Source organism: Ensifer sp. ENS06, assembly GCF_014852205.1.
Taxonomy (GTDB): Bacteria; Pseudomonadota; Alphaproteobacteria; order Rhizobiales; family Rhizobiaceae; genus Ensifer; species Ensifer adhaerens.
Map to the genome: position 1 here is coordinate 709,313 of NZ_JACVBC010000002.1, position 23,470 is coordinate 732,782.

Annotated in this window: 20 protein-coding genes; 4 read left to right on the forward strand and 16 right to left on the reverse strand. The window is 63.5% G+C overall.

Going from position 1 to position 23,470, the window contains the following annotated elements; genetic code table 11:
- Positions 1-84: 84 nt before the first annotated feature.
- Together panB and panC are read right to left on the reverse strand one after the other, a co-directional pair.
- Positions 85-906, reverse strand: a complete 822-nt coding sequence (gene panB / locus IB279_RS12685; RefSeq protein WP_192339231.1) for a 3-methyl-2-oxobutanoate hydroxymethyltransferase — start codon at positions 904-906, stop codon at positions 85-87.
- A gap of 1 nt (position 907) precedes the next feature.
- A complete protein-coding gene (gene panC, locus IB279_RS12690) occupies positions 908-1,783 on the reverse strand; it encodes a pantoate--beta-alanine ligase (protein WP_112771099.1) in 876 nt (291 codons plus the stop codon).
- A gap of 249 nt (positions 1,784-2,032) precedes the next feature.
- On the opposite strand from panC, the gene IB279_RS12695 reads away from it, so the two are divergent.
- From IB279_RS12695 to IB279_RS12705, 3 genes are all read left to right on the forward strand, one after another.
- Positions 2,033-2,332 carry a hypothetical protein gene (locus IB279_RS12695; RefSeq protein ID WP_060515939.1) on the forward strand — a complete coding sequence of 100 codons (300 nt, stop codon included), beginning with the start codon at positions 2,033-2,035 and terminating at the stop codon, positions 2,330-2,332.
- Between the two features lie 317 nt (positions 2,333-2,649).
- The gene (locus IB279_RS12700; RefSeq protein WP_192339232.1) at positions 2,650-3,060 is read left to right on the forward strand and encodes a VOC family protein; all 411 of its coding nucleotides are present in this window, start codon (positions 2,650-2,652) and stop codon (positions 3,058-3,060) included.
- Positions 3,061-3,263: 203 nt separating this feature from the next.
- Complete coding sequence (locus tag IB279_RS12705; RefSeq protein ID WP_112771100.1) at positions 3,264-3,917, forward strand: CatB-related O-acetyltransferase; 654 nt, start codon at positions 3,264-3,266, stop codon at positions 3,915-3,917.
- Positions 3,918-3,950: 33 nt separating this feature from the next.
- Here the strand turns inward: IB279_RS12705 and ligA are convergent, their stop codons facing one another.
- The 10 genes from ligA to aqpZ form a co-directional block, all read right to left on the reverse strand.
- Positions 3,951-6,107, reverse strand: a complete 2,157-nt coding sequence (gene ligA / locus IB279_RS12710) for an NAD-dependent DNA ligase LigA (RefSeq protein ID WP_112771101.1) — start codon at positions 6,105-6,107, stop codon at positions 3,951-3,953.
- Positions 6,108-6,182: 75 nt separating this feature from the next.
- Positions 6,183-7,172 carry a hypothetical protein gene (locus IB279_RS12715; RefSeq protein WP_162732997.1) on the reverse strand — a complete coding sequence of 330 codons (990 nt, stop codon included), beginning with the start codon at positions 7,170-7,172 and terminating at the stop codon, positions 6,183-6,185.
- Between the two features lie 159 nt (positions 7,173-7,331).
- Positions 7,332-9,005, reverse strand: coding sequence for a DNA repair protein RecN (recN, locus tag IB279_RS12720; RefSeq protein ID WP_060515935.1), 1,674 nt, complete (start codon positions 9,003-9,005; stop codon positions 7,332-7,334).
- A 37-nt stretch (positions 9,006-9,042) separates the two neighbouring features.
- On the reverse strand, positions 9,043-9,909 hold the full coding sequence (locus IB279_RS12725; RefSeq protein ID WP_034792504.1) for an outer membrane protein assembly factor BamD: 867 nt from the start codon (positions 9,907-9,909) through the stop codon (positions 9,043-9,045).
- Positions 9,910-10,082: 173 nt separating this feature from the next.
- Positions 10,083-11,036 carry a UDP-3-O-acyl-N-acetylglucosamine deacetylase gene (gene lpxC / locus IB279_RS12730; RefSeq protein WP_034792502.1) on the reverse strand — a complete coding sequence of 318 codons (954 nt, stop codon included), beginning with the start codon at positions 11,034-11,036 and terminating at the stop codon, positions 10,083-10,085.
- 334 nt (positions 11,037-11,370) lie between these two features.
- On the reverse strand, positions 11,371-13,158 hold the full coding sequence (ftsZ, locus tag IB279_RS12735) for a cell division protein FtsZ (RefSeq protein ID WP_034792500.1): 1,788 nt from the start codon (positions 13,156-13,158) through the stop codon (positions 11,371-11,373).
- A 105-nt stretch (positions 13,159-13,263) separates the two neighbouring features.
- Positions 13,264-14,595, reverse strand: coding sequence for a cell division protein FtsA (gene ftsA, locus IB279_RS12740; RefSeq protein ID WP_034792498.1), 1,332 nt, complete (start codon positions 14,593-14,595; stop codon positions 13,264-13,266).
- Entirely contained in the window at positions 14,592-15,542 is a 951-nt protein-coding gene (ftsQ, locus tag IB279_RS12745) for a cell division protein FtsQ (protein WP_060605507.1), read from the reverse strand. Before ftsQ ends, ftsA begins: the two co-directional genes overlap by 4 nt.
- Entirely contained in the window at positions 15,530-16,456 is a 927-nt protein-coding gene (locus IB279_RS12750; RefSeq protein ID WP_112771103.1) for a D-alanine--D-alanine ligase, read from the reverse strand. Before IB279_RS12750 ends, ftsQ begins: the two co-directional genes overlap by 13 nt.
- Positions 16,457-16,766: 310 nt before the next feature.
- Entirely contained in the window at positions 16,767-17,453 is a 687-nt protein-coding gene (gene aqpZ, locus IB279_RS12755; RefSeq protein ID WP_060582689.1) for an aquaporin Z, read from the reverse strand.
- 320 nt (positions 17,454-17,773) lie between these two features.
- Here aqpZ and IB279_RS12760 point away from each other — a divergent pair, with 320 nt between their 5' ends.
- On the forward strand, positions 17,774-19,084 hold the full coding sequence (locus IB279_RS12760; protein ID WP_112771104.1) for an MFS transporter: 1,311 nt from the start codon (positions 17,774-17,776) through the stop codon (positions 19,082-19,084).
- A gap of 167 nt (positions 19,085-19,251) precedes the next feature.
- Here the strand turns inward: IB279_RS12760 and IB279_RS12765 are convergent, their stop codons facing one another.
- The 4 genes from IB279_RS12765 to murG form a co-directional block, all read right to left on the reverse strand.
- On the reverse strand, positions 19,252-19,809 hold the full coding sequence (locus tag IB279_RS12765; RefSeq protein ID WP_146749520.1) for a hypothetical protein: 558 nt from the start codon (positions 19,807-19,809) through the stop codon (positions 19,252-19,254).
- Positions 19,810-19,959: 150 nt separating this feature from the next.
- A complete protein-coding gene (gene murB / locus IB279_RS12770; RefSeq protein ID WP_034792458.1) occupies positions 19,960-20,934 on the reverse strand; it encodes a UDP-N-acetylmuramate dehydrogenase in 975 nt (324 codons plus the stop codon).
- Between the two features lie 2 nt (positions 20,935-20,936).
- A complete protein-coding gene (gene murC / locus IB279_RS12775; RefSeq protein ID WP_060515929.1) occupies positions 20,937-22,346 on the reverse strand; it encodes a UDP-N-acetylmuramate--L-alanine ligase in 1,410 nt (469 codons plus the stop codon).
- On the reverse strand, positions 22,343-23,467 hold the full coding sequence (gene murG / locus IB279_RS12780; protein ID WP_060515928.1) for an undecaprenyldiphospho-muramoylpentapeptide beta-N-acetylglucosaminyltransferase: 1,125 nt from the start codon (positions 23,465-23,467) through the stop codon (positions 22,343-22,345). Before murG ends, murC begins: the two co-directional genes overlap by 4 nt.
- Positions 23,468-23,470: the final 3 nt, after the last annotated feature.

The window sequence follows — 23,470 nt, forward strand, 5'->3', positions numbered from 1 at the left end:
CGAGGCTTGAACAAAAGGCGCACCGATCAGGAAAACGATGCGCTTTATCGCTTGGAATAAGCGCCGGCGCGGGCCAGCCGCCCCTTACTTCTTGACCTGGAACGTATGCTCGATGCCGGGGAACGTGCGGGCCTTCACCTCCGCCGCATAGTCCTCGGCCGCCTTCGAGATCGCCGGCGCCAACTCGGCGAAATGCTTGACGAAGCGCGGCTTGAAGTCGTTGAAGAGGCCGAGCATGTCGTCGGAGACGAGGATCTGGCCGTCGCAGGCAGGCGATGCGCCGATGCCGATCGTCGGCGAGCGCAACTCGGCCGTGAGCTCGCGGGCCACCGGCTCGACCGTGCCCTCGATGACGATGCCAAACGCTCCGGCATCGTCGATCGCCTTGGCGTCGCGGCGGATCTTTGCCACTTCCTTGTCGTTGCGGCCAACCGAGCGGTAGCCGCCGGTCGTGTTGACGAGCTGCGGCATCAGGCCGACATGGCCGAGCACCGGAATGCCGCGGCTGACGAGGAACTCGACCGTCTCGGCCATCTCCGCCCCGCCCTCGAGCTTCACTGCGCTGCAGCCGGTTTCCTTGAGGATTAGCGCCGCACTGCGGAACGCCTGCTCCTTCGATTCCTGGTAGGAGCCGAAGGGCATGTCGATGACGACGCAGGCCTGCTGCGAGCCGCGCATGACCGCCTGGCCATGGGCGATCATCATTTCCAGCGTCACGCCGACGGTCGTGTCGAGGCCATAGAGCACCATGCCGACGGAATCGCCGACCAGCAGAAAGTCCACATGCGGATCGAGCAGCCGCGCAATCGGCGTCGTATAGGCCGTGAGGCTGACGATCGGGCGCTCGCCCTTCAGCGCTTCGATGTTGGCGGGGCTGAGCCGGCGCTTGGCGGTCTGCACGCTCATGTCAGGCAACCTTTGCAAATGATGCGGATTTCGGGGCGATCACGCGATTGTCGAGCAGCTTCGTCGTGCCGAAGCGGACGAAGAGCAGAAGCAGCACCGGCCGGTCGCCGATCGTTTCGATCGTCTCCAGCGTCTCGGGATCGCGCACCGCTACGACCTCGGGCTTCGCCAAGGGCTCGCTCGCCAGAAACTCGGTCACGGCCTTTTCGAGTGCGGCGACATCGCTGACGCCGGAGGCGACGAGGTGCTGCGCCTCATCCAACGCCTTCGGCACGATCGCCGCGGCACGCCGCTCTTCGGCCGTCAGATAGACATTGCGCGACGAGCAGGCGAGCCCGTCGGCCTCGCGCACCGTCGGCACGCCGATCACGGTCACCGGCTGGGCGAGATCGTCCACCATGCGGCGGATGATCTGCAGCTGCTGGAAATCCTTCTCGCCGAAATAGGCGCGATCGGGCCCAACGATGTTGAAGAGCTTGGTGACGACGGTGGCAACACCGGCAAAGTGGCCGGGGCGCACGGAGCCCTCGAGCTCGCTGCCAAGCGTCGGCACGTCAACCACCGTTTCCATCAGTCGCGGATACATGTCGGCAACACCGGGGGCAAAGAGATAGTTGACGCTGCCCGCTTCGAGCATCGCCTGGTCGCGGGCGAGATCGCGCGGATATTTGGAAAGATCCTCGTTGGCGCCGAACTGCAGCGGATTGACGAAGATGCTGGCGACGACGACGTCGTTTTCCTCGCGGGCCCGGCGCATCAGCTCCATATGGCCGACATGCAGGTAGCCCATGGTCGGCACGAAGCCGACCGTCTTGCCGGCGCGTCTATGCTCGGCAAGCGCTGCACGCAGCTCGGCGATGGTGGTGAAAGTCTTCATCTCCGGACCCTCCAATCCGCGCCGGCGCCCTGCCCTTTGGGATGCTGGTGCGCTGCCTTCGCAGATGGCCGCGACCTGCTCCGCGAAAAGGCATTTGCATAAAATTCGGCTGCAATCCTCTATCTTGTGCAGCGCAAAAAAACAATCGGATTGATGACAGCTTGGTGACGCTCAGCCGCGCTTGACTTCCACCGGCAGCCTGTCACGGTTGGCGATCGATGCCACCTGCAACCCACGCTGGAGAGCAAGATGAAACCCTGCCTGCGCCTTCTCGGCGTTCTCGTCCCGACGCTTGCCTTCGCCGCTGCGGCCGAAGCGAAGATCCCGCTCGTCAACGCCACCTGCCCCGGCAAGATCGAGGTCCATGCCGACGAAGGCGGCCCGATCTACATCAACGGCAAGGAAGCCAAGCTCAAGGTGTTCAACGAGAACTACTACGAAGCGCACGGCGCCGGCGTCACCATCTCGCTCAGCATCAATCCCGACGGCTCGCCGAGCGTGTCCTACACCGGCAAGGGCGGCGCCAACGGCGTGTGTACGGTGAAGTGACAATAACATCGAGCAGCGGCGCGCGCCCTTGGGGCCGCTCGCAGCCGCTAGCACCGTCGATCCTATTTGCAGCATCGAAGCAGGTCTCGCTCCGCTTGAAGACCTGTAGTTGCACCCCACATCAGCCCGGCTCAAAAAATCTTTGAGCCGGTGTCGGGATCGTCGACCGGCATTCGTCCTTAGAGCAACTCCAGGAAAAGTGCGACGCAGTTTTCCTGGAGTTGCGTCAATCAAAGAGTTGGATCGCTTCGCGGTTTCGCCGAAACACCGAAGTGATCAGATCCGTAAAACACGAAATCCATTCCAAGGAGCATTTTATGCGCACGATTTTCGTAAACCTGCCGGTCAAGGATCTGAAGGCCTCGCGCGCGTTCTTCGCCGCCCTCGGCTTCACCTTCAACGAGCAGTTCTCCGACGACACCGCCGCCTGCACGGTGATCTCGGACAATATTTTCGTCATGCTTCTGACCGAGCCGAAGTTCCGCGACTTCATCACCGGCGAGATCAGCGACGCCCGGAAAGGAACCGAGGTCATTACCGCCCTTTCCGCGTCCAGCCGCGCTGAATGCGACGACATGCTCGCCAAGGCGCTCGCTGCCGGCGCCAAGCCCTGGAAGCCGGCTCTCGACTACGGCTTCATGTACGGCATTTCCTTCCAGGACCTCGACGGTCACGTCTGGGAATTCATGTGGATGGACCAGGAAGCCGCCCAGCAGCAGGCCTCCTGATCTCGCGCAGTGCCCCGAACTTTGCGCCTGGCGCCAAAAGCGGCGGGCGTTTTTGTGTGATGGAATGATCGCAGTGCCTGCCAAAGCTTCCGGTCGGCGCCCGATTTGAGAAGAAAGCGACCGGTGAATCCGATAGTTGGGACGGGATACGAATGGCGAGCGACGCGCAGCTTCGCTTGCAAGCATTGAGAATGAGGAACCCCATGTCCACGAAGGTCGAAGCCAAGCATTGGTCCAAGGTCGAGCTCTTGCATGAGACAGTGCGCAACCCGAACATTCACGTGCGCGGCAGCAACAGCTACTACAGCAACGCCTGGACCGGATCCTTCGAGGAAAGTGTCGTTCGCTACCTCTATGGCGACGACTACAGCCTCAGGGCCTGGGAACCGCAATGGCCAATCGATCAACTGCTGATCGGCGACTATGTCGCGATTGGCGCCGAGGCGGTGATCCTCATGGGCGGCAACCACACCCATCGCACCGATTGGGTGAGCCTCTATCCCTTCCTCGATGTGATCGGCGAAGCCTATGTCGGCAAGGGCGACACCGTCATCGGCGACGGCGCCTGGATCGGCATGCGCGCCATGATCATGCCGGGTGTGACGCTCGGCGAAGGCGCCGTCATCGCGTCGGGTGCCATCGTGACGAAGGACGTTGCGCCCTACACCATCGTTGCGGGGAACCCTGCCCGCCCCGTGCGCCAGCGTTTCCCCGCGACCGATGTCGAGACGCTGATTGCGCTCGGCATCTACCAGTGGGAACGGTCAAAGTTCGACGCGCTGCGCCGTTTCATATGCGCCGACGATATCGCCGCCCTGAAGGCCGCATCCGAAGCCTACGACACCGAGCGGGCGTAACGCCGCCCGCCCGTCACGCCTGATCGTGGAGCATTAGCCCCCGATCAGCGCCAGCCACTCGTCCTCGTCCATCGTCTCAACGCCGAGTTCGCGGGCCTTGTCGAGCTTGGAGCCGGCACCCGGGCCGGCAACGACGATATCTGTCTTCTTCGATACCGAACCCGCCACCTTGGCGCCGAGGCTTTCGGCCTTCGCTTTCGCCTCGTCGCGGGTCATCTTTTCGAGCGACCCGGTAAAGACGACGGTCTTGCCGGCGACCGGGCTGTCAGAGGCAACCGGCGCTTCCGCCGCCTCCGGCGTCACCTCGGACAAGAGGCGCGTGACCACCTCGAGATTGCGCGGCTCCTTGTAGAACTCGACGATCGCCCGGGCGACCACCTCACCGATGCCGTCGATGCTGTTGAGTTCATTCCAGGCGTCGCCGGTAAACGTCGACGCGTCGCGCATCGCCTCGCCGAAGTGCTCGTAGGTGCCATAGGAACGCGCCAGCAGCTTTGCCGTCGTCTCGCCCACATGGCGAATGCCGAGCGCATAGATGAAACGCTGCAGCGCGATCGAACGGCGCGTATTGATGGCGTCGTAAAGCTTGCGCACGCTGACGCGGCCGAAGCCGTCGATGTTTTCGAGCTTGGTGAGCGACGACGCCTCCTGGCGTTTCTCCAGCGTGAAGATATCCGGCGCCGTGCGGATCATCAGCGTCGGGTCTTCGCTTTCGAAGAAGAACTCGATCTGCTTCGAACCGAGGCCCTCGATGTCGTAGGCGTTGCGCGAGACGAAGTGCTTCAGGTGCTCGACGGCCTGCGCGCGGCAGACGAAACCGCCGGTGCAGCGGCGCACCGCATCCACCTTGCCGGTCTTCTCGTTGATGTCGCGCACCGCATGGCTGCCGCAGACCGGGCATGTGGTCGGGAAGCGATAGGGCTCGCTCCCCTCCTTGCGCTCGTCCATGACCACGTCGACGATCTGTGGAATGACGTCGCCGGCGCGCTGGACGATCACCATGTCGCCGATGCGGATGTCGCGGCCCTCGCGGATCGGCTCGCCCGAATTGCCGAGACCCTTGATGTAATCCTCGTTGTGCAGCGTCGCATTGGTGACGACGACGCCACCGACCGTGATCGGCTCAAGGCGTGCCACCGGCGTCAGCGCGCCGGTACGGCCGACCTGGATGTCGATCGCCGTCAGTCGGGTGAAGGCCTGCTCGGCAGGAAACTTGTGCGCGGTTGCCCAGCGCGGCGAGCGCGAACGGAAGCCGAGGCGGGCCTGCAGGTCGAGCCGGTCGACCTTGTAGACGACGCCGTCGATATCGTAGTCGAGATCCGGCCGTTCGCGCTCGATGTGGTGGTAATGCTCCAGCAGCGCGTCGGCCGAGGAGAGCCGCTGCATCAGCGGGTTGACCGGGAAGCCCCAGCTCTTGAACACCTCGACCATGCCCATCTGCGTGTCGGCGGGCATTTCAGAGATCTCGCCCCAGGCATAGGCAAAGAAACGCAGCTTGCGGCTCGCCGTCACCTTGGCGTCGAGCTGGCGCAGCGAGCCCGAAGCGGTGTTGCGCGGGTTGACATAGAGCGGCTTGCCGAGCGCCGCCATCTCGGCGTTGAGCGCGGCAAAGTCCGATTTCGCCATATAGATTTCGCCGCGCACCTCGACGACATCGGGCGCATCTGCCGGCAGCGTCTGCGGGATCATGCCGATGGTGCGGATGTTGGCGGTGACGTTTTCGCCAGTCGTGCCGTCGCCGCGGGTCGCGGCCGTCACCAGCCGGCGGTTCTCATAGCGCAGCGACATGGAGAGCCCGTCGATCTTCGGCTCGGCGGTAAAGGCGATGGAGTTGTCCGGCAGTTGGCCGAGGAAACGATAGACCGAGGCGACGAAATCGCGCGCGTCCTCGTCGGAAAACGTGTTGTCGAGCGACAGCATCGGCCGGGCGTGCACGACCGGCTGGAAGGTGACGGAGGGTGCAGCACCCACCTTCTTCGAGGGGCTGTCGTCGCGGATGAGTACCGGAAAGCGCTGCTCGATCGCGTCGTTACGCCGCTTCAGCGCGTCATAGTCCGCATCCGAAATCTCCGGCGCGTCCTGGCCATGATAAAGCGCGTCATGGCGCGCAAGCTCGGCCGCGAGAAAGGCAAGCTCTTCGGCCGCTTCCGTTTCGTTGAGATTCTCGACGGGTTTCAATTCTTGGGACATGCGCGACGACTCCGGATTCGAAGTCGTTTTGTAGAGCAACTGATGGGAAAGAAAAGACCGTCCGGCGCCGTCGGCTCACGCGCCAGTGGCATTGACGGCCCCCGGCGCGAGCCCGGCAAGCGGCCTGACATCCAGTTCGCACCAGCGTTCATAGCGCCTCTGATAACGGCAGCGGATGGCCTCGAGATCCTTTTTCTGGACACCACGCTTGCAGTAGATCCATTTGCCTTCCGCCTGGCCACGCATCACCCGGCTCACCGGCTGCAGGCCGAACATCTTCAGGATCGCGGCCCCGCCCTTGTCCCAGCCGATGCTGTAGATGTCGATGCCGTCGGGCGGAAACGTGTGGTGTTCGAGGATCGCCGAAACCGTCGCCCAGACGAGAATGCCGTTCTGCCTGCGGCGCTCGGCGCGCATGGAATCGAGCAGGAAGCTCATATTGAGGATGGTCGCGAGATAGACGACCTTCGCCTTTCGCGCCTGCGGATGGGCAAGCAGCCCGCTCGCCAGCAGGTTGCCAAAGGCATAATGCCCCTGCAGGAACAGTTTGAAGTGGTTCTTCTCGAAGGCGTAGTAGTCGATGAAGCCGAAGATGTTGCCGTCGAGGTCCTGCAGGCAGATCAGGCTGTAGGGGTCGGAATGGAACGCTCTCATATCCTCTTCGGGATCGATCGCGCCGCTGCGAAACACATCCTGTGCCTTGCGGACCACCTCATAGGCAACCGCCGTCGGCGCCGGGACGCGGACAAGATAGGAACGGTCCCCGTGCGCACAGGGCGCGACAAGCGCCAACGGCGTGACTTCGTCCGCGTTCGGCGGCTGAGGATCGGCCTCCTCCTCCGCCATCCCGACCTGCGAGGCGTGTCGCAGCCTTGCGACGAGAGTTGCTGCAGTCACGGCGATCGCAACGCACGCGAACACCCCGAAGCCGCCCAGTTCCTGGTTCGCTTCCTTTATCGTCAGGATAAGGCCGGCATAGGCGAGCGCGATGAGCAGGATCAGTTCCGGATGCGCACGCATCTGCGCAAACCGGATCTCCAGTCTATGCTCGAGTTTCTCCCACATGCCCGAAGTGCCCCAACCGCAGAGGAAATAGAACACGGGTGCAGCGGCGCAACAATTCAACCAAAAGGCTTAGGAAGCCCAAGGCCGTGGGTTCAGATGAACACTCTGAGGACATCGCATCCTTCAGCCGCCAATGTTTCCACTTGGCGCCAGGATGATCTAGCCGTTGCCGGAAAGCAGGCGAGCGGCAGCCGCCCTCGCCTCTTCGGTGATCGAGGCGCCGGCAAGCATGCGGGCGATTTCCTCGGTGCGCGCCTTGTCGTCCATGCGGGCGACACGGGTGGAAATCATCTCGGCCTTCTCGGTCGAAGGACCCTTGGAGATCAGAAGATGCGTTGCCGCACGGGCTGCGACCTGCGGCGCGTGGGTGACGGAGAGCACCTGCACCGTTGCCGAAAGGCGCTTCAGCCGCTGGCCAATGGCATCGGCCACCGCACCGCCGACACCGGTGTCGATTTCATCAAAGACGAGCGTCGGCGCCGAGCCGCGATCGGCAAGCGCCACCTTCAACGCCAGCAGGAAGCGCGAAAGTTCGCCGCCGGAAGCCACCTTCATGATCGGGCCCGGCCGCGTGCCGGGGTTGGTCTGGACGTGGAACTCGACGAGGTCGATACCGTCGACCGTCGGCAGCGACGGATCGCTTTGCACCTCGACCATGAAGCGTGCCCGCTCGAGCTTCAACGCCGGCAGTTCGGCCATGACAGCGTCGGAAAGCGCGGTCGCGGTATGGCGACGCTTTTCGGAGAGCGAGCGCGCCGAAGCGTCGAACGCTACCCGCGCCACGCCGACTTGTGCATCGAGCTGCTTCAGCTTTTCCTCGCCGGCATCGAGATCGGCGAGATCGGAAATCATGCGAACCGCGAGTGCCGGCAGTTCCGTGACCGGAACCGAATATTTGCGGCTGGCGGCGCGCAGCGCGAACAGCCGCTCCTCCACCCGCTCCAATTCCTTCGGATCGAACTCCGTGTTGCGCAACGCCCGCTCGACCGACATCTGCGCGTCCGAAAGCTGGTTGAGCGCACCGTCGAGCAACTCGACCGTTTCTTCAAGCAGGCCCGGCGCCTCCTGGCTCTTGCGCTCGAGACGGCGCACGAGTGAGGCGATCAGCGGAACCGGCGAAGCGTTGCCGTTCAGGAACTCCGAGGCCTCGTTGATGTCGCCGGCGATGCGCTCGGCCTTCATCATCCGCGCCCGGTTCTCGGCAAGCTCGTCCTCTTCGCCGTCGCGGGGGCTGAGCTTCTCCAGTTCTTCGACCGAAGACCGAAGGTAGTCCGCCTCGCGCGCGGCCGCCTCGACCCGCTCGCGGTGCTTCTTCAGGCCGCGCTCGGCGTCCTTCCAGGCGCGATAGAGTTCGCTCACATGCGCCGCTTCTTCGGCGGTGCCACCGAAGGCGTCGAGAAGCGTGCGGTGCGCGTCGATATCGACGAGCGCGCGGTCGTCGTGCTGTCCGTGAATTTCGACCAGCGTCTGGCCAAGCTGGCGCATCAGCTGGACGCTGATCGGCTGGTCGTTGACATAGGCCTTGGTGCGGCCGTCGGCCGACTGCACGCGACGAAAGATCAGGTCGCCGTCGTCGTCGATGCCGTTTTCCCTGAGCATCAGCCGCGCCGAATGCCCCATCGGCACGTCGAAGACCGCCGTCACCTGCCCCTTGTCGGAACCGTGGCGAACGAGCGAGCCATCGCCGCGCCCGCCAAGGGCGAGCGACAGGCTGTCGAGAAGGATGGACTTGCCGGCCCCGGTTTCACCGGTCAGCACCGAGAGCCCGGCGTCGAAATTGAGATCGAGCCGTTCAATCAGGACGATATCGCGGATCGAAAGCTGGGCAAGCATCCGGGGTTATATCTTCCTTGAAGGGCGCCGATAGATATCAGGCGCCGACGAGTTTCTTGGCGGCGCGCGAAATCCAGGAGTTGCCGCTTTCACGCGGCTCAAGGCCACCCGACTGCAGCAGCTTGAAGCTATCGTTGTACCACTGGCTGTCCGGGTAGTTGTGACCGAGAACGGCGGCAGCGGTCTGCGCCTCCTGGGTCACGCCCATCGCGAAATAGGCTTCCGTCAGGCGCGCCAGCGCTTCTTCAACCTGGTTGGTGTTCGGATACTGCTCGACGACGACACGGAAACGCGACACGGCGGCAAGGTATTCCTTGCGCTCGAGATAGTAGCGGCCGACCTGCATCTCCTTGCCGGCCAGCTGGTCGCGGGCAAAGCGGATCTTCGACTTGGCGTCGTCGACATATTCGGAGTCCGGGTAGCGGTCTACGACCGCCTGCATGGCTTCGATCGCCTTGAAGGCCGGCTTCTGGTCCTGCGTCACCGCCGGGATCTGCTTGGTATAGGCGAGACCCTGGATGTACTGCGCATAGGCAGCGTCTTCCGACTGCGGATAAAGATTGAGGTAGCGGCCGGTGGCGTTGATCGCCTCCTGGTACTGACCGTTACGGTAAGAAACGAAAGCGTTCATGACCAGCGCCTTGCGGGCATATTCCGAGAACGGATGCTGGCGGTCGAGCGCTTCGAACTTGCGCGCCGCCTCCGTCGTCTTGCCGGCATTGAGGTTGGCGAGGCCCTGATTGTAGAGCACTTCCGGCGGATCGGTTTCGGCCGTCAGCTTGGTGATGTCGATATCGGGATCGTTCTGGCAGGCGGTAATCAGGGCGCTGCCGGCAACGGCCGCGACAATGACGGCGGCGACGCGCGCTGACTTTTTCAAATCCACAGAAACTGCAAGAACCATCGGATATTCCCGTTCCATTCTGCGGGCATGGACCCCGCCAGACATGCGCTTTTAGAGCAAGTTACCTTGAGACCGCAACGTCATGATCGGTGATTCATGCAAATTTGTGGCAGCTCTATCATGAAAATGCCGGCCTTTCGGCCGGCGACTGGAGGAGATGATGACTTTTCTTGTTATGCGGACCAGGGCGCGAAGCCCGGAGCTGCCACTGCAACCATATCGCGCGCGCGGGTACGCTGGCGCGGGGTTGCCGTTTCGACGACTTCGTAGGCCGTCGGGTCGCTGAGAAGTGCCTTCAGCGCGTTGGCGTTCATCTTGTGGCCGCCGCGGTACGAGCGATAGCAGCCGATGAACGGCGCGCCGGCGAGCGAGAGGTCGCCAACCGCATCGAGCGTCTTGTGGCGCACGAATTCGTCGGTGTAGCGCAGGCCCTCGACGTTGATCACCGTGTTGTCGTCGGAAATGACGACGGAGTTTTCGAGCGAGGAGCCGAGCGCAAAGCCAGCCGCCCAGAGGCGTTCGACATCGCGCATGAAGCCGAAGGTGCGGGCACGCGACAGCTCGCGCTTGAAGACCGAAGGCGTCATGTCGCCCTTCCAGGCCTGGCGGCCGATCAGCGGGCAATCGAAATCGATCTCGACCTCGAAGCGCATGCCGTCATAGGGCGTGAACTCCGACCAGGAGGCACCCGATTCGATGCGCACCGGCTTGACGATGCGGATGTAGCGACGCTTGACCGCAAGGGCGCGAACGCCCACCTGCTCGATCGCGTCGATGAAGGGTTCGGAGCTGCCGTCCATGATCGGCATTTCGGCGCCGTGCACTTCGACCGTGAGGTTGTCGAGGCCGAGCGCGTAGATCGCCGCCATCACATGCTCGATCGTGGCGATCGAAGTCGCCGGCGACATGCCGAGAACGGTGCAGAGATCGGTGTTGCCGACCTGCGAGGAAACCGCCTTGTATTCGCTGACCCGGCCGTTGGAGAGAACGCGCTGGAAAACGATGCCCGCATCGGCTTCGGCCGGGTGGAAGGTGATCGACACTTCCGCACCGGAGTGAACGCCAATTCCCTTGAGCGTTACCGGGCTTGCAATCGTCGTCTGAAACCCGAGCAATTCGATTCCCATTCTCGTCACTTTCAATACCTGTGGCCAATGGCCAAAACCTGCTGGTGGACGCAACGATCTTCAGGGCACAAGAAAGATGCCCGAGAGTCCCGGCTCAACGACCGGTCCTCTGCGTTTCGAACAGACAGCGCTTGATCGAATCGCATGCGTCCCCAATTCCGAGTCTGAAAATAGGAGTTTGGAGGCACCATTCCAAATCACTGTTCGTTTCGCTTTGTTACGCATTTGCGACGGTCCGTAACATCGAATCAAACACCTGAAATAATGAACAAAATGCAAAAATGCCCGGGCAGTTGCCCGGGCATTCGGCAAGGTGAAGGAACGGGCCTTCCAATCAGTTCGATTGACGGCGCAGGAACGCCGGGATTTCGAGCTGATCATCTTCTTGCGGGCGCGCCTGCGGCGAAGCGCGACCGTGATCGTCAAGCTGGCCGCGGCGCGGCGCATAGAGGCTCGCTTCCGGCGAGAGCGGCCGGCGCTGCTGGGAAGCAGCGGTCGGGGCGGAAGCCGTCATGTCGGCGGCTGCCGGGGTCTGTTCGCGGTCACGCAGGCCGAGCGAGCTGGTGATGCGGTTGAGCAGACCCATCGGGCCGCGCTCTTCCTGCATCGGGGCAGCCGGCTGTGCGCGGCGGTCCATCTCTGCCTTTACGACCGGCGGAAAGTCTTCGACCTTCGGCATGCGAACCTGTTCCGGCTGCTGGCGCATGACCGGAGCGACGGGCTCCTGGCGCATGATCGGCTGCGGCTGGGGCTGAACCGGCTGCATCTGCGGCTGCGGCTGGCGCATGACCGGAGCGGCCTCTACCGGTGCAGCACCGGCGAAGAGCTTGCTCTGGGGACGAAAGTTGTCGTCGTGCATCGGCTGCTGAACCGGGGCCTGGGCCTGCACCTGGGCAGCCCGGGTCGCGATGTCGAGCTCGCGCTCCATTTCGGCTTCGCGGATGGCGGCTGCGATCTGGTCGGCGGTTGCCTGCTGCTGCATCGGCTGCTGAACCGGCTGGGCGACCGGCTGCTGCATCACCGGCTGGTGAACCGGGGCCGGCTGGTGCTGGGCAACCGGCTGCGGCTGCTGGGCCGGAACGGCGGCGGACGGGCGGACGACCGGCTTTGCTGCTACCGGACGAAAGTCGGCGGAACGACCCGCCACCTCCGCGGCCGTGCGGTCGATGCCGGTGGCAACGACCGAGACGCGGATGAGGCCTTCGAGGTCTTCGTCGAACGTCGCGCCGAGGATGATGTTGGCATCCGGGTCGACTTCTTCGCGAATACGGGTAGCCGCTTCGTCGAGTTCGAACAGGGTGAGGTCGCGGCCGCCGGTGATCGAGATCAGGAGGCCCTGGGCGCCCTTCATCGAGGTTTCGTCGAGCAGCGGGTTGGCGATCGCGGCTTCGGCGGCGGCCAGTGCGCGGCCTTCGCCCGAAGCTTCGCCGGTGCCCATCATGGCGCGGCCCATTTCGCGCATCACCGAGCGGACGTCGGCGAAGTCGAGGTTGATGAGGCCTTCCTTGACCATGAGGTCGGTGATGCAGGCAACGCCCGAATAGAGAACCTGGTCGGCCATAGCAAACGCGTCCGCAAAGGTCGTGCGGTCGTTGGCGATGCGGAAGAGGTTCTGGTTCGGGATGACGATCAGGGTGTCGACCGACTTCTGCAGTTCGGCGATGCCCTGGTCGGCGAGCCGCATGCGGCGCGCGCCTTCGAAATGGAACGGCTTGGTGACGACGCCGACCGTCAGGATGCCCTTGTTGCGGGCGGCCTGTGCGACGATCGGGGCTGCACCGGTGCCGGTGCCGCCGCCCATGCCGGCGGTGACGAAGCACATGTGGGTGCCGTTGAGGTGATCGATGATCTCATCGATGCACTCTTCGGCGGCCGCGCGGCCGACTTCCGGCTGCGAACCGGCGCCGAGACCTTCGGTGACGGCGACGCCCATCTGGATGATGCGCTCGGCCTTGGTCATGGTGAGTGCCTGGGCATCCGTGTTGGCCACGACGAAATCGACGCCCTGGAGGCCTGCGGTGATCATGTTGTTGACAGCATTGCCGCCGCCGCCACCTACACCAAAGACGGTGATGCGGGGCTTCAGCTCCGTGATATCCGGCTTCTGCAAGTTGATAGTCATAGTCCCGTTCCTTCTGGTTTCTGGCCGCCTTGCCGAGCCGGCCAAATCTTTCAAAGTCCTAGTTTGTCTTCACCCGGTCCCGTCCCTGTCGGAGCCGGCCGTCACTCAAAAGCTCTCTTTCAGCCACTGGCCCATGCGGGCGATGCGGCCGTTGCCGGCGCCGAGCGCCGAGAACATGCCGCCGTGGGAGGCATGGGTCTCGAGGTCGGCGACCTGCGGATAGATCATCAGGCCGACCGCCGTGGAGAAGGCCGGGCCCTTGGCAGCGGCCGGCAGCCCGGAAACTCCGAGCGGACGGCCGATGCGAACATTGCGGGCGAGGATGCGGCGAGCCGCTTCCGGCAGGCCAGTCAGCTGGCTGGCGCCGCCCGTCAGAACGATTCGCTTGCCGACGATCGGGCTGAAGCCCGAGCGCTGGATGCGATCGCGGATGAGTTCCAGCGTCTCTTCGATGCGGGCGCGCACGATGCGCGACACAAGTGCGCGCGGCACATGCGTCGGCTGATCGCGGTCGTCCTCGCCGATCGGCGGCACCGATACGATGTCGCGTTCGTCGGCGCTGTTGGGCAGAGCCGACCCGTGCACGACCTTCAGCCGTTCGGCATCCTCGATGCGGGTCGAAAGACCACGCGCCAGATCCGTCGTCACGTGATGGCCGCCGAGGCTGACAGCGTCAGCGTGAACCAGCTTGCCTTCGGCAAAGACCGAGATCGTCGTCGTGCCGCCGCCCATGTCGATCGCGGCACAGCCGAGCTCGACTTCGTCGTCGACGAGAGCGGCAAGACCGCTGGCATAGGGGGTCGCCACCATGCCCTCGACCGAGAGGTGAGCGCGGTTGACGCAGAGTTCCAGGTTCTTGAGCGCCGCACGCTCGGCCGTCAGCACATGCATGTCGACGCCGAGAACGTCGCCGAACATGGCGAGCGGATCACGGATGCCGCGCTCGCCGTCGAGCGAGAAGCCCGTCGGCAGCGAGTGCAGGATGGCGCGGTCGGAGCGCAGCGACTGCTGGCCGGCGGCGGAGAGAACTTTGCGCAGATCATTGGCGTCGACTTCCTGGCCGCCGAGATCGATCGTCGCGGTATAGACGTCGCTCTGCAGCCGGCCGGCCGAAACGTTCACAATCAGGCTGTCTATGGTGAGGCCGGCCATGCGCTCGGCCGCATCCACGGCGAGCCGGACGACGCTCTCGACCGCATCGAGGTCGGCGACGACGCCGTTCTTGACGCCGCGGGACTTCTGGTGGCCGATGCCGATGATTTCGACGCTATGCGTACGGTTGGGCAGGATCTGGCTTTCGGCGCGCGGCGTCAGCCGGCCGATCATGCAGACCACCTTGGTCGAACCGATATCCAGCACCGAGACGACATGAGACCGCTTCGAGGAAAGCGGCTTCAGGCGCGGCAGGCCAAAGCTGGAGGAACCGAATAGACTCATATGCGGCCTTCTTTCTTCTTTTCGGTCTCCTGCGCCTTCAGCATCTTGTCCCTCGCCTTCAAGGCAACTTCGCGCCGGGTCACTGCGTCCGGCGTCAACTGAACTGTTGTTCTGTCTTCGAGCCTCAGATCCACGGCAGCGATATCGCGCTCGAGGAGCTGGTGCTGGCTTTCCATGTCGGAGAGCACCTTCATCGCCCGGGCGACGTCGTGCTCCGGCAGCTTGACGACGATGCCGTTGTCGAGGCGCAGGTCCCAGCGGCGGCCGGCCACGCGCACGAACGCCTTCACGCGCGAGCGGATCTCCGGCCAGCGGGAAAACTCGTCGTAGAAATCGGCAGCCGCCGTTTCGGCGTCACGGCCGACGAAGAGCGGCAGAGCGGCAAACTTGTTGTCGCGCAAGGGCGCGATCACGCTGCCGCTGCGCTCGATCAGCGAAAGATCCGAACCGTGCTGCCAGATGCCGAAGGCCTTGCGCTCGGTGAGGCTAACCTCGATCGTGCCGGGATAGATCTTGCGAACGGTGACGCCCTGCACCCAGGGCATTTCCGCAATCAGCTTGCGCGCTTCGGCGATATCGAGCGCCACCAGCGACGTCGTGCCGTCGAGGCCGAGCTGCTGGAGAATGTCGATTTCCGAGGTCTGGTCGTTGCCGGAAACCTTGACGTCTTCGATCGCGAAGCCTGCGGCCGTGGTCGAGGCCTGCGCGAAATTCTGCGTATGGCCGCCGAGCGACATGCCGTAAAAGCCAGTGGCGGCGAAAAAGGCGATCGCCGACAGCGTGCCGGTATAGGCGGGAAAGCGGATGCGGCCAGCGCCGAGGCTGACGAAGAAGCGCACAACGCGACGAAGCGGACGCGGCAGTACGCGCGCGCCATCCACATCGACGGCGGCGGCGCCATCGAGGTGACGAACCCTCTTGCCCCTTTTGCCCCTCAACGCAAACACGACGCGTCCTCCACCATCCAACTCAAAAACTCACCGAAGCTGTAGCCGGCATGCGCGGCCATCTCGGGCACCAGGGAGGTCGGTGTCATGCCGGGCTGGGTGTTGATCTCCAGCCAGATCAGCTCGCCCTCGGCGGAGGAACTGTCATCGAAACGAAAGTCGGATCGGCTGACGCCCCGGCAACCGATTGCCTGATGCGCCTTCAGAGCGAGTGTTTGTATTTTTTGGTAAATATTTGGTGAAATCTGTGCCGGAATGACGTGACGCGAACCACCTTTTACGTATTTGGAATCATAATCGTAGAAGGCATGGCCCTGCGGGATGATTTCGGTGACGCCGAGCGCCTTGTCGCCCATGACACCACAGGTCAGTTCGCGGCCGGCGACATAACGCTCGACCATGATTCGGTCGCCGTAACGCCATTCGCTCGATGTCACCACCTGCGGCGGATGCGACTGATCTTCCTTGACGATGACGACACCGAAGCTGGAGCCTTCGGAAACCGGCTTGACCACGTAAGGCGGCTTCATCGGGTGCTTCGGACCAAAGGCATGGCGATCCATGACCTGCGCCTCGGCAACTGGAATGCCCGAAGCAGCCGCAACGTGCTTGGCCTGCGCCTTGTCCATGGCGAGCGCCGAGGCCAGTACGCCGGAATGGGTGTAGGGGATCTCAAGATATTCGAGGACGCCCTGGATTGTGCCATCCTCGCCGAACGGTCCATGAAGGGCGTTGAAGGCAACGTCGGGTCGCAGCGCGGCCAGCGTCTCTGCGACATTGCGATCGACGTCGATCCGGGTGACGCGATAGCCGGCAGCCTCCAGGGCATCCGCACAGGCAGCCCCGGACGACAGGCTAACCGGTCGCTCCGAAGAAAATCCGCCCATCAGGACAGCCACATGCTTGCCGTTCATTCAAACCCCCAGACAATACGCCACTATCGCAAGGCTTCCTTGCGTCTGGCTGGCTCCCGCCCTCGCGAGTCAGCTGCGCCATTGGGGTCACTAGAACGTCATTAAGGTTAACGAACCGTTTACTTTCGTTAACCCCGGTCAGGAAATGAAACGCCGGTTGCAGGCGCAAGCGCATGTGGAACAAGGCATTTTAGCGAGAGATCAAAGGGTTGCGGAGTAATCTTGAATCTAATGCATAAACAGAAGAAAAAATGAAAAAACCCGCCGCAGCCAGGGCGGCGGGTCTAGGCGTCACGGCATCCGAATTGGATCAGTCGTCATCACCGACGATCTTCCAGACGATGCCGGCGATCGCCGCGCCGACGATCGGCGCCACCCAGAACAGCCACAATTGCGCGACCGCCCAATCGCCGACGAAGAGCGCCTGCCCCGTCGAGCGGGCCGGATTGACCGACGTGTTCGTCACCGGGATCGAGACCAGATGGATCAGGGTCAGCGCCAGGCCGATGGCGATCGGCGCAAAGCCCGCGGGCACTCGGCCATGGGTGGAGCCGAGAATGATGAACAGGAAGAAGGCGGTCAGCACCACCTCGGCAACCAGCGCCGCCGTCAGCGAGTAGCCGCCCGGCGAATGCTCGCCGTAACCGTTGGCAGCGAAGCCACCGAGCTGGAAATCCCCCTTGCCGCTGGCGATCAGATAGATAACCGCCGCCGCGGCGATGGCACCCAGCACCTGGGCGATGACATAGCCGACAAGTTTGTGCGCCGGGAACTTGCCGGCAACCAGCAACCCCACCGAGACGGCCGGATTGAAATGCCCGCCGGAAATGCCGCCGACCGCATAGGCCATGGTCAGCACCGTCAGGCCAAAAGCAAAGGAGACGCCGAGATAACCAATACCGACCTCAGGAAGGGCAGCGGCCAGCACGGCGCTGCCGCAACCGCCGAAAACGAGCCAGAATGTACCGAGAAATTCCGCAGAAAGCCTTTTGAACATGCATTCGCTCCTGAAAAACGAAGCCGATCGCTTCGCCGTCGAGAGTTTGCCACAATTTGATTCTCGTCAATCCGGGTTGTCCAGCCAAGCGAACCTCCCGCAAAACGTGAAAATCTGCCTGCGGCAAAGCAGTTGAGGCGCAAGCGAAAAGGCCGTCCCGCGCCGCGGCCCCAGGGCGGAGCGCCGACAGAATAATGATGCGCATGACGCCGATATCGTTCGCACTTCTTACGATATCAGGGTTTCGTCATGTCGAAACTTGCGTTAAGACGCCCGCACCCGCCTCCCAAGACGGTCTTACATCCATAGGAACAATGATAATGACAGACGCGACAACCTCCCTGTCGCCGAAGGACAATGCGTCAAAGCACGCGGCAGTGAACTCCCCTGCCCGGGTGCTGTTCGCAAGCCTCGTCGGCACGACCATCGAATTCTTCGACTTCTACGTTTACGCCACCGCCGCTGTTCTGGTGTTCCCGCACCTGTTCTTCCCGGGCTCGGACCCGACCTCGGCAATGCTGCAATCCTTCGCGACCTTCTCGATCGCTTTTTTCGCCCGCCCCTTCGGCGCCGTGATCTTCGGCCACTTCGGCGACAAGGTCGGCCGCAAGGCGACGCTGGTTGCGGCGCTGATGACCATGGGCATCTCCACGGTCGTCATCGGCCTTCTACCGACCTATGCCACGATCGGCGTCGCAGCTCCGCTGCTGCTCGCGCTTTGCCGTTTCGGCCAGGGTCTCGGCCTTGGCGGTGAATGGGGCGGCGCAGTGCTGCTTGCCACCGAGAATGCGCCTGAGGGCAAGCGCAGCTGGTACGCCATGTTCCCGCAGCTCGGCGCGCCGATCGGCTTCATCCTGTCGGCCGGCACCTTCCTGATCCTCGGCGAAGTGATGAGCAACGAAGCCTTCCTCGCCTGGGGCTGGCGCGTGCCGTTCGTCGCCAGCATCCTGCTCGTCGCCGTCGGCCTTTATGTCCGCCTGAAGATCACCGAAACGCCAGAGTTCCAGAAGGCCGTCGACAAGCACGAGCGCGTGCAGGTGCCGATCGCCGAGATCTTCCGTTTCCACAAGCGCAGCCTGGTGCTCGGCACTTTCGTGGCGCTTGCGACCTTCGTGCTGTTCTACCTGATGACCGTCTTCTCGCTCTCCTGGGGCACGGCGAAGCTCGGCTATTCGCGTGAGCAGTTCCTGGTGGTGCAGATGACCGGCGTCGTCTTCTTTGGCCTGATGATCCCGGTTGCCGGTATCCTCTCGGACCGCTACGGCCGTCGCCTGATCTTGATCATCACCACCATCGGCATCGGCGTCTTCGGCCTGTTCATGGCCCCGCTTCTTGCCGGCGGCCTCGGCGGCGCCTTCCTGTTCTCGATCATCGGCCTCGGCCTCATGGGCCTCACCTACGGCCCGATCGGCGCCGCGCTGGCCGCTCCCTTCCCGACCTCGGTGCGCTACACCGGCGCGTCCATGACCTTCAACCTCGCCGGCATCTTCGGCGCGTCGCTGGCGCCGTACATCGCCACCTGGCTCGCCACCAACTACAGCCTCGATTACGTCGGCTACTACCTGCTGGCCGCCGCCGCCATCACGCTTCTGTGCCTGGTGCTGTCGACGGAAGACGAGGTTTCGGCCTGATCACGACTGGCCCCGCCTAGCGCGGCCGATCACAACGAAGAAGGGCCGCAGCGGCAACGCTGCGGCCCTTTCGCTTAGCGGGTGCTGTTTGCGAAGCCTCCGAAGCCAAACCGATGACGATCGCAGCAGGCAATGGCCCGGCGCCAGCAAAGCGCGGGTGGCTCGGTTCACTCCATGAGGTCGGGATCGTCGGCGCAGTCGCCGGTCATGGCGCAGCTAGAGCCGACCTGCCGCGTGGACTTGGGAAGACGCGCAATCAACTCGCAGCGATGCATCGATTCCGCAAAAATATTGTCGACCTCCGTGCCGTCGATCATGACGACGCCGTTTCGGATGGCTGGGTGAGTGCCGTTCGCGATCGTCATCGCGACGATGCGGATGGCAGCGTTGGCGTAGTGGCACGGCCCCATTGAGAGTACGATCTGCTGCCAACCGGGCGTCGCGTTCGCTTGCTCCGGCTGCTCATAGAACTTTGCCAGGATGTCGAGGAAATCGCCGTCTTTCATCCGGATCTGTTCGGCCAGCTTCGCAAGCTCGATCTGGTCGCCTGATTTTACGAGATCGGCAACCCTGGCTTCGAGACGCTGGGCGTCAGCACCGTCACCGAGCGAAGCGACGGCAGCTTGCAGACGCACCTCATCCATAGCCTTGACGGGCGCAAAGAACGCAAGATTGGCCAATAGGGCTGAAACGGCGAGCAACCTCGCATACGACAGTCTTTGCAAGCAACGCACTCGAGCTTTCTCCTCGACCGTGATTGAGTAGGCGACCCGGCACTCTGCAAAGGCGCTGGCAGCCGCTTGCCGCCCGCCGGAAAAACAAGAGGCCGCAGCGCTTCCGCCACGGCCTTTCAGATTACGTCTCGCAACCGAGCCTTACGCGATGCCGCGGCCGAGGAACTCCTTGATCTCGTAGCCCGGCATGAAGTTGCCGATGCGCTTGATCTCCCATTCGAGCCGGACGCCGGAATGTTCGAGCACGCGCTGGCGCACGGTTTCGCCGAGATATTCGAGCTCGTAGCCGGTCGCCTGGCCGGTGTTGATCATGAAGTTGCAGTGCAGCGGCGACATCTGCGCGCTACCGATCATCATGCCGCGGCAGCCAGCCTCGTCGATCAGCTTCCAGGCCGAGTGGCCCTCCGGGTTCTTGAAGGTCGAGCCACCGGTCTTTTCGCGGATCGGCTGCACCGTTTCGCGATGCTGGCGCACGGCATCCATGTCGGTGCGGATCTTGTTCTTGTCCTCGGCGTAGCCTTCGAACACCGCGTGGGTGAAGATGAGGTCCTTCGCCGCCGCCGAATGGCGGTAGGCATAGCCCATGTCGGCATTCGACAGCACATGCTGGTTGCCCTGACGGTCGACCGCGTGCACCTCGACGACCCGCTCGCGGGTCTCGGCACCATTGGCGCCGGCGTTCATGCGCAGCGCGCCGCCGAGCGAGCCGGGAATGCCGTAGTAGAAGTAGAAGCCGCCAATGCCGTGATCGAGCGCCATGGCGGCGATGTTCTTGTCCGGGCAGATCGCGCCGGCCTTGATGCGGTTTTCGCCGACCAGTTCCAGATCGCCAAAACCCTTGGCCGACAGCCGGATGACGACGCCGGGAATGCCGCCGTCGCGCACCAGCAGGTTCGAGCCGACGCCGACAACCATGACCGGCACTTCAGCCGGGACCAGCTTCAGGAAGGTGATGAGATCGTCGGTGTCGTGCGGCTGGAACATCAGCTCGGCAAGACCGCCGGCGCGGAACCAGGTGACACGATCCATCGGCGCATCCGGCGTGATACGGCCGCGCACAGCGCTGACGCCACTTCCGAGCGATTCCAGTAGTTTCTGACCGTTGACCTGTTTCATGCTCAATTTCCTGAAATATCCGCGAGTTCCTTAGGCAGGGCAGCCGCCCAGTAGGTGATGCTGCCAGCCCCCAAGAGAACCACAAAATCGCCGGGCTGTGCAATCTTGCTGACAACCGGCGCGATTGCCTCCGGACCGGAGACGTAACGGGCGTCGCGATGGCCACCCGCCTTGATGCGATCGACCAGTTCCTCGGCCGTTGCGCCCGGAATGAGGTCTTCGCCGGCCGCATAGACAGGCGCGATCAGGATCGTGTCGGCATCGTTGAAGCAGGCCGAAAAATCTTCAAACAGGCTCGAAAGGCGCGAGTAGCGGTGCGGCTGGTGCACGGCGATGATTCGGCCCTGGCAGGCCTCGCGCGCGGCGCGCAGCACCGCCTTGATCTCGACCGGATGGTGGCCGTAGTCGTCATAGACGCGCACGCCGTTCGTCTCGCCGGTCAGCGTGAAGCGGCGCTTGACGCCGCTGAAGGAGGCAAGCCCCTTGGCGATCGCTTCCGGGCTGACGCCGAGGCGCTGCGCAACGGCGATCGCCGCGGTCGCATTGGACACGTTGTGGCGGCCGGGCATCGGCAGGCGCAGGTCCTTCATCGGGATCACCTGGCCGGTGCGTCGGCGGCGGATCTCGATGTCGAAGACGGAGGTGGCGCCGTCCATGCGGATGTTGTGGAAGCGCACGTCGGCCTGCGGGTTCTCGCCGTAGGTCACGACCTTGCGGTCCTCGATCTTGCCGACCATGGTCTGCACTTCCGGATGGTCGAGGCAGAGCACGCCGAAACCGTAGAAGGGCACGTTCTCGACGAACTGGCGGAACGCGGCGCGAACGGCATCGAAATTGCCGTAGTGGTCGAGATGTTCCGGGTCGATATTGGTGACGATGGCAACGTCAGCCGGCAGCTTCAGGAAGGTGCCGTCGGATTCGTCGGCCTCAACCACCATCCACTCGCCCTCGCCCATTCGGGCGTTGGTGCCATAGGCATTGATGATGCCGCCGTTGATGACGGTCGGGTCGAGCCCGCCGGCCTCGAGCAGCGCTGCGACCATCGAGGTCGTGGTCGTCTTGCCATGCGTGCCGCCGATCGCGATCGCATTGCGGAAGCGCATGAGCTCGGCCAGCATCTCGGCGCGGCGCACGACGGGAAGGAACTTCTCGCGCGCGGCGATCAGTTCCGGATTGTCCTTCTTGATCGCGGTCGAAACGACGATCACCTCTGCTTCGCCGAGGTTTTCCGCCTTGTGGCCGACGAAGACCTCGATGCCCTTGGCGCGCAGGCGCTGCACATTGGCACTGTCGGACTGGTCGGAACCCTGGACCTTGTGTCCGAGATTGTGCAGCACCTCGGCGATGCCGCTCATGCCGATGCCGCCGATACCGATGAAATGGACCAGCCCGATGGTTTTCGGCATTTTCATGAGCGTGTTTCCCTGAATTTCTCGACTGTCAAACCGCTGGCAATAGCCTCTACGAGGGATGCAAGCAAGCTTGCTGCGTCCGGCTTGCCGGTTTCCCGGGCATTTGCCGCCATCTCCGCGAGCGATTGCGGCTTGCCGATCGCATCATTGAGGATGCCGGCGAGACGGTCGGCGGTGAGTTCGGCCTGCGCGATCACGCGTGCGCCACCCTTGGCGGCAAGGGCGGCCGCATTGGCCGCCTGGTCGTGATCGAGCGCATAGGGATAGGGCACGAGGATCGCCGGCCGGCCGATGACCGCAAGCTCCGATACCGTCGAGGCGCCGGAGCGGCAAATGACGAGCTGAGCGCCGGCGATGCGCTCGGCCATATCGGTGAAGAACGGCGAGACCTCGGCGGGCACACCGAGCTTCTCATAGGTGGCGATCACGCCGTCCCTGTCTTCCGGCCGGGCCTGCTGCGTGACCTTGAATCGCTGGCGAACCTCGTCGTCCAGACGGCAGATCGCCTGCGGTACTGCCTTGGAAAAATACTGTGCGCCCTGGCTGCCGCCGAAGACGACGAGATGGAATGGCGCGTCGCCGACAGCCGACGCATAGGGCGTGTTGGCGGCGGCTAGCACCGCCGGGCGAACAGGGTTGCCCGTCGTCACGGTTTTCGCGGCAAAGGCGCCCGTGCCCTCCGGAAGGAAGCCACCGGCGATCGCCTTGACGCGCGAGGCCAGCGCCTTGTTGGCGCGGCCCATGACCGCGTTCTGCTCGTGGATGATCGACGGCACACCCATGCCGGTTGCCGCCAAGAGCGGCGGCACGGTCGGGTAGCCACCGAAGCCGACGACGGCCTTGGGCTTCAGCCGGGCAATCAGCTTTCTCGCCGCGCGCATGCCGCTCCACAGCGTCCAGAGCGATTTGACGACGCTGACCGGGTTCTTCGAACCGATTGTTGCCGAAGGCACGACATGAACCTCGTCGGCGGGGAACTTGCCGGCATAACGTTCGGCGCGGCTATCGGTGACCAGATGCACCGAATAGCCCATGGCCTTCAGCTCGTGGGCCAGCGCTTCTGCCGGAAAGAGATGGCCGCCGGTACCGCCGGCGGCAAGCAGGATGATGCCTTTAGTCATATT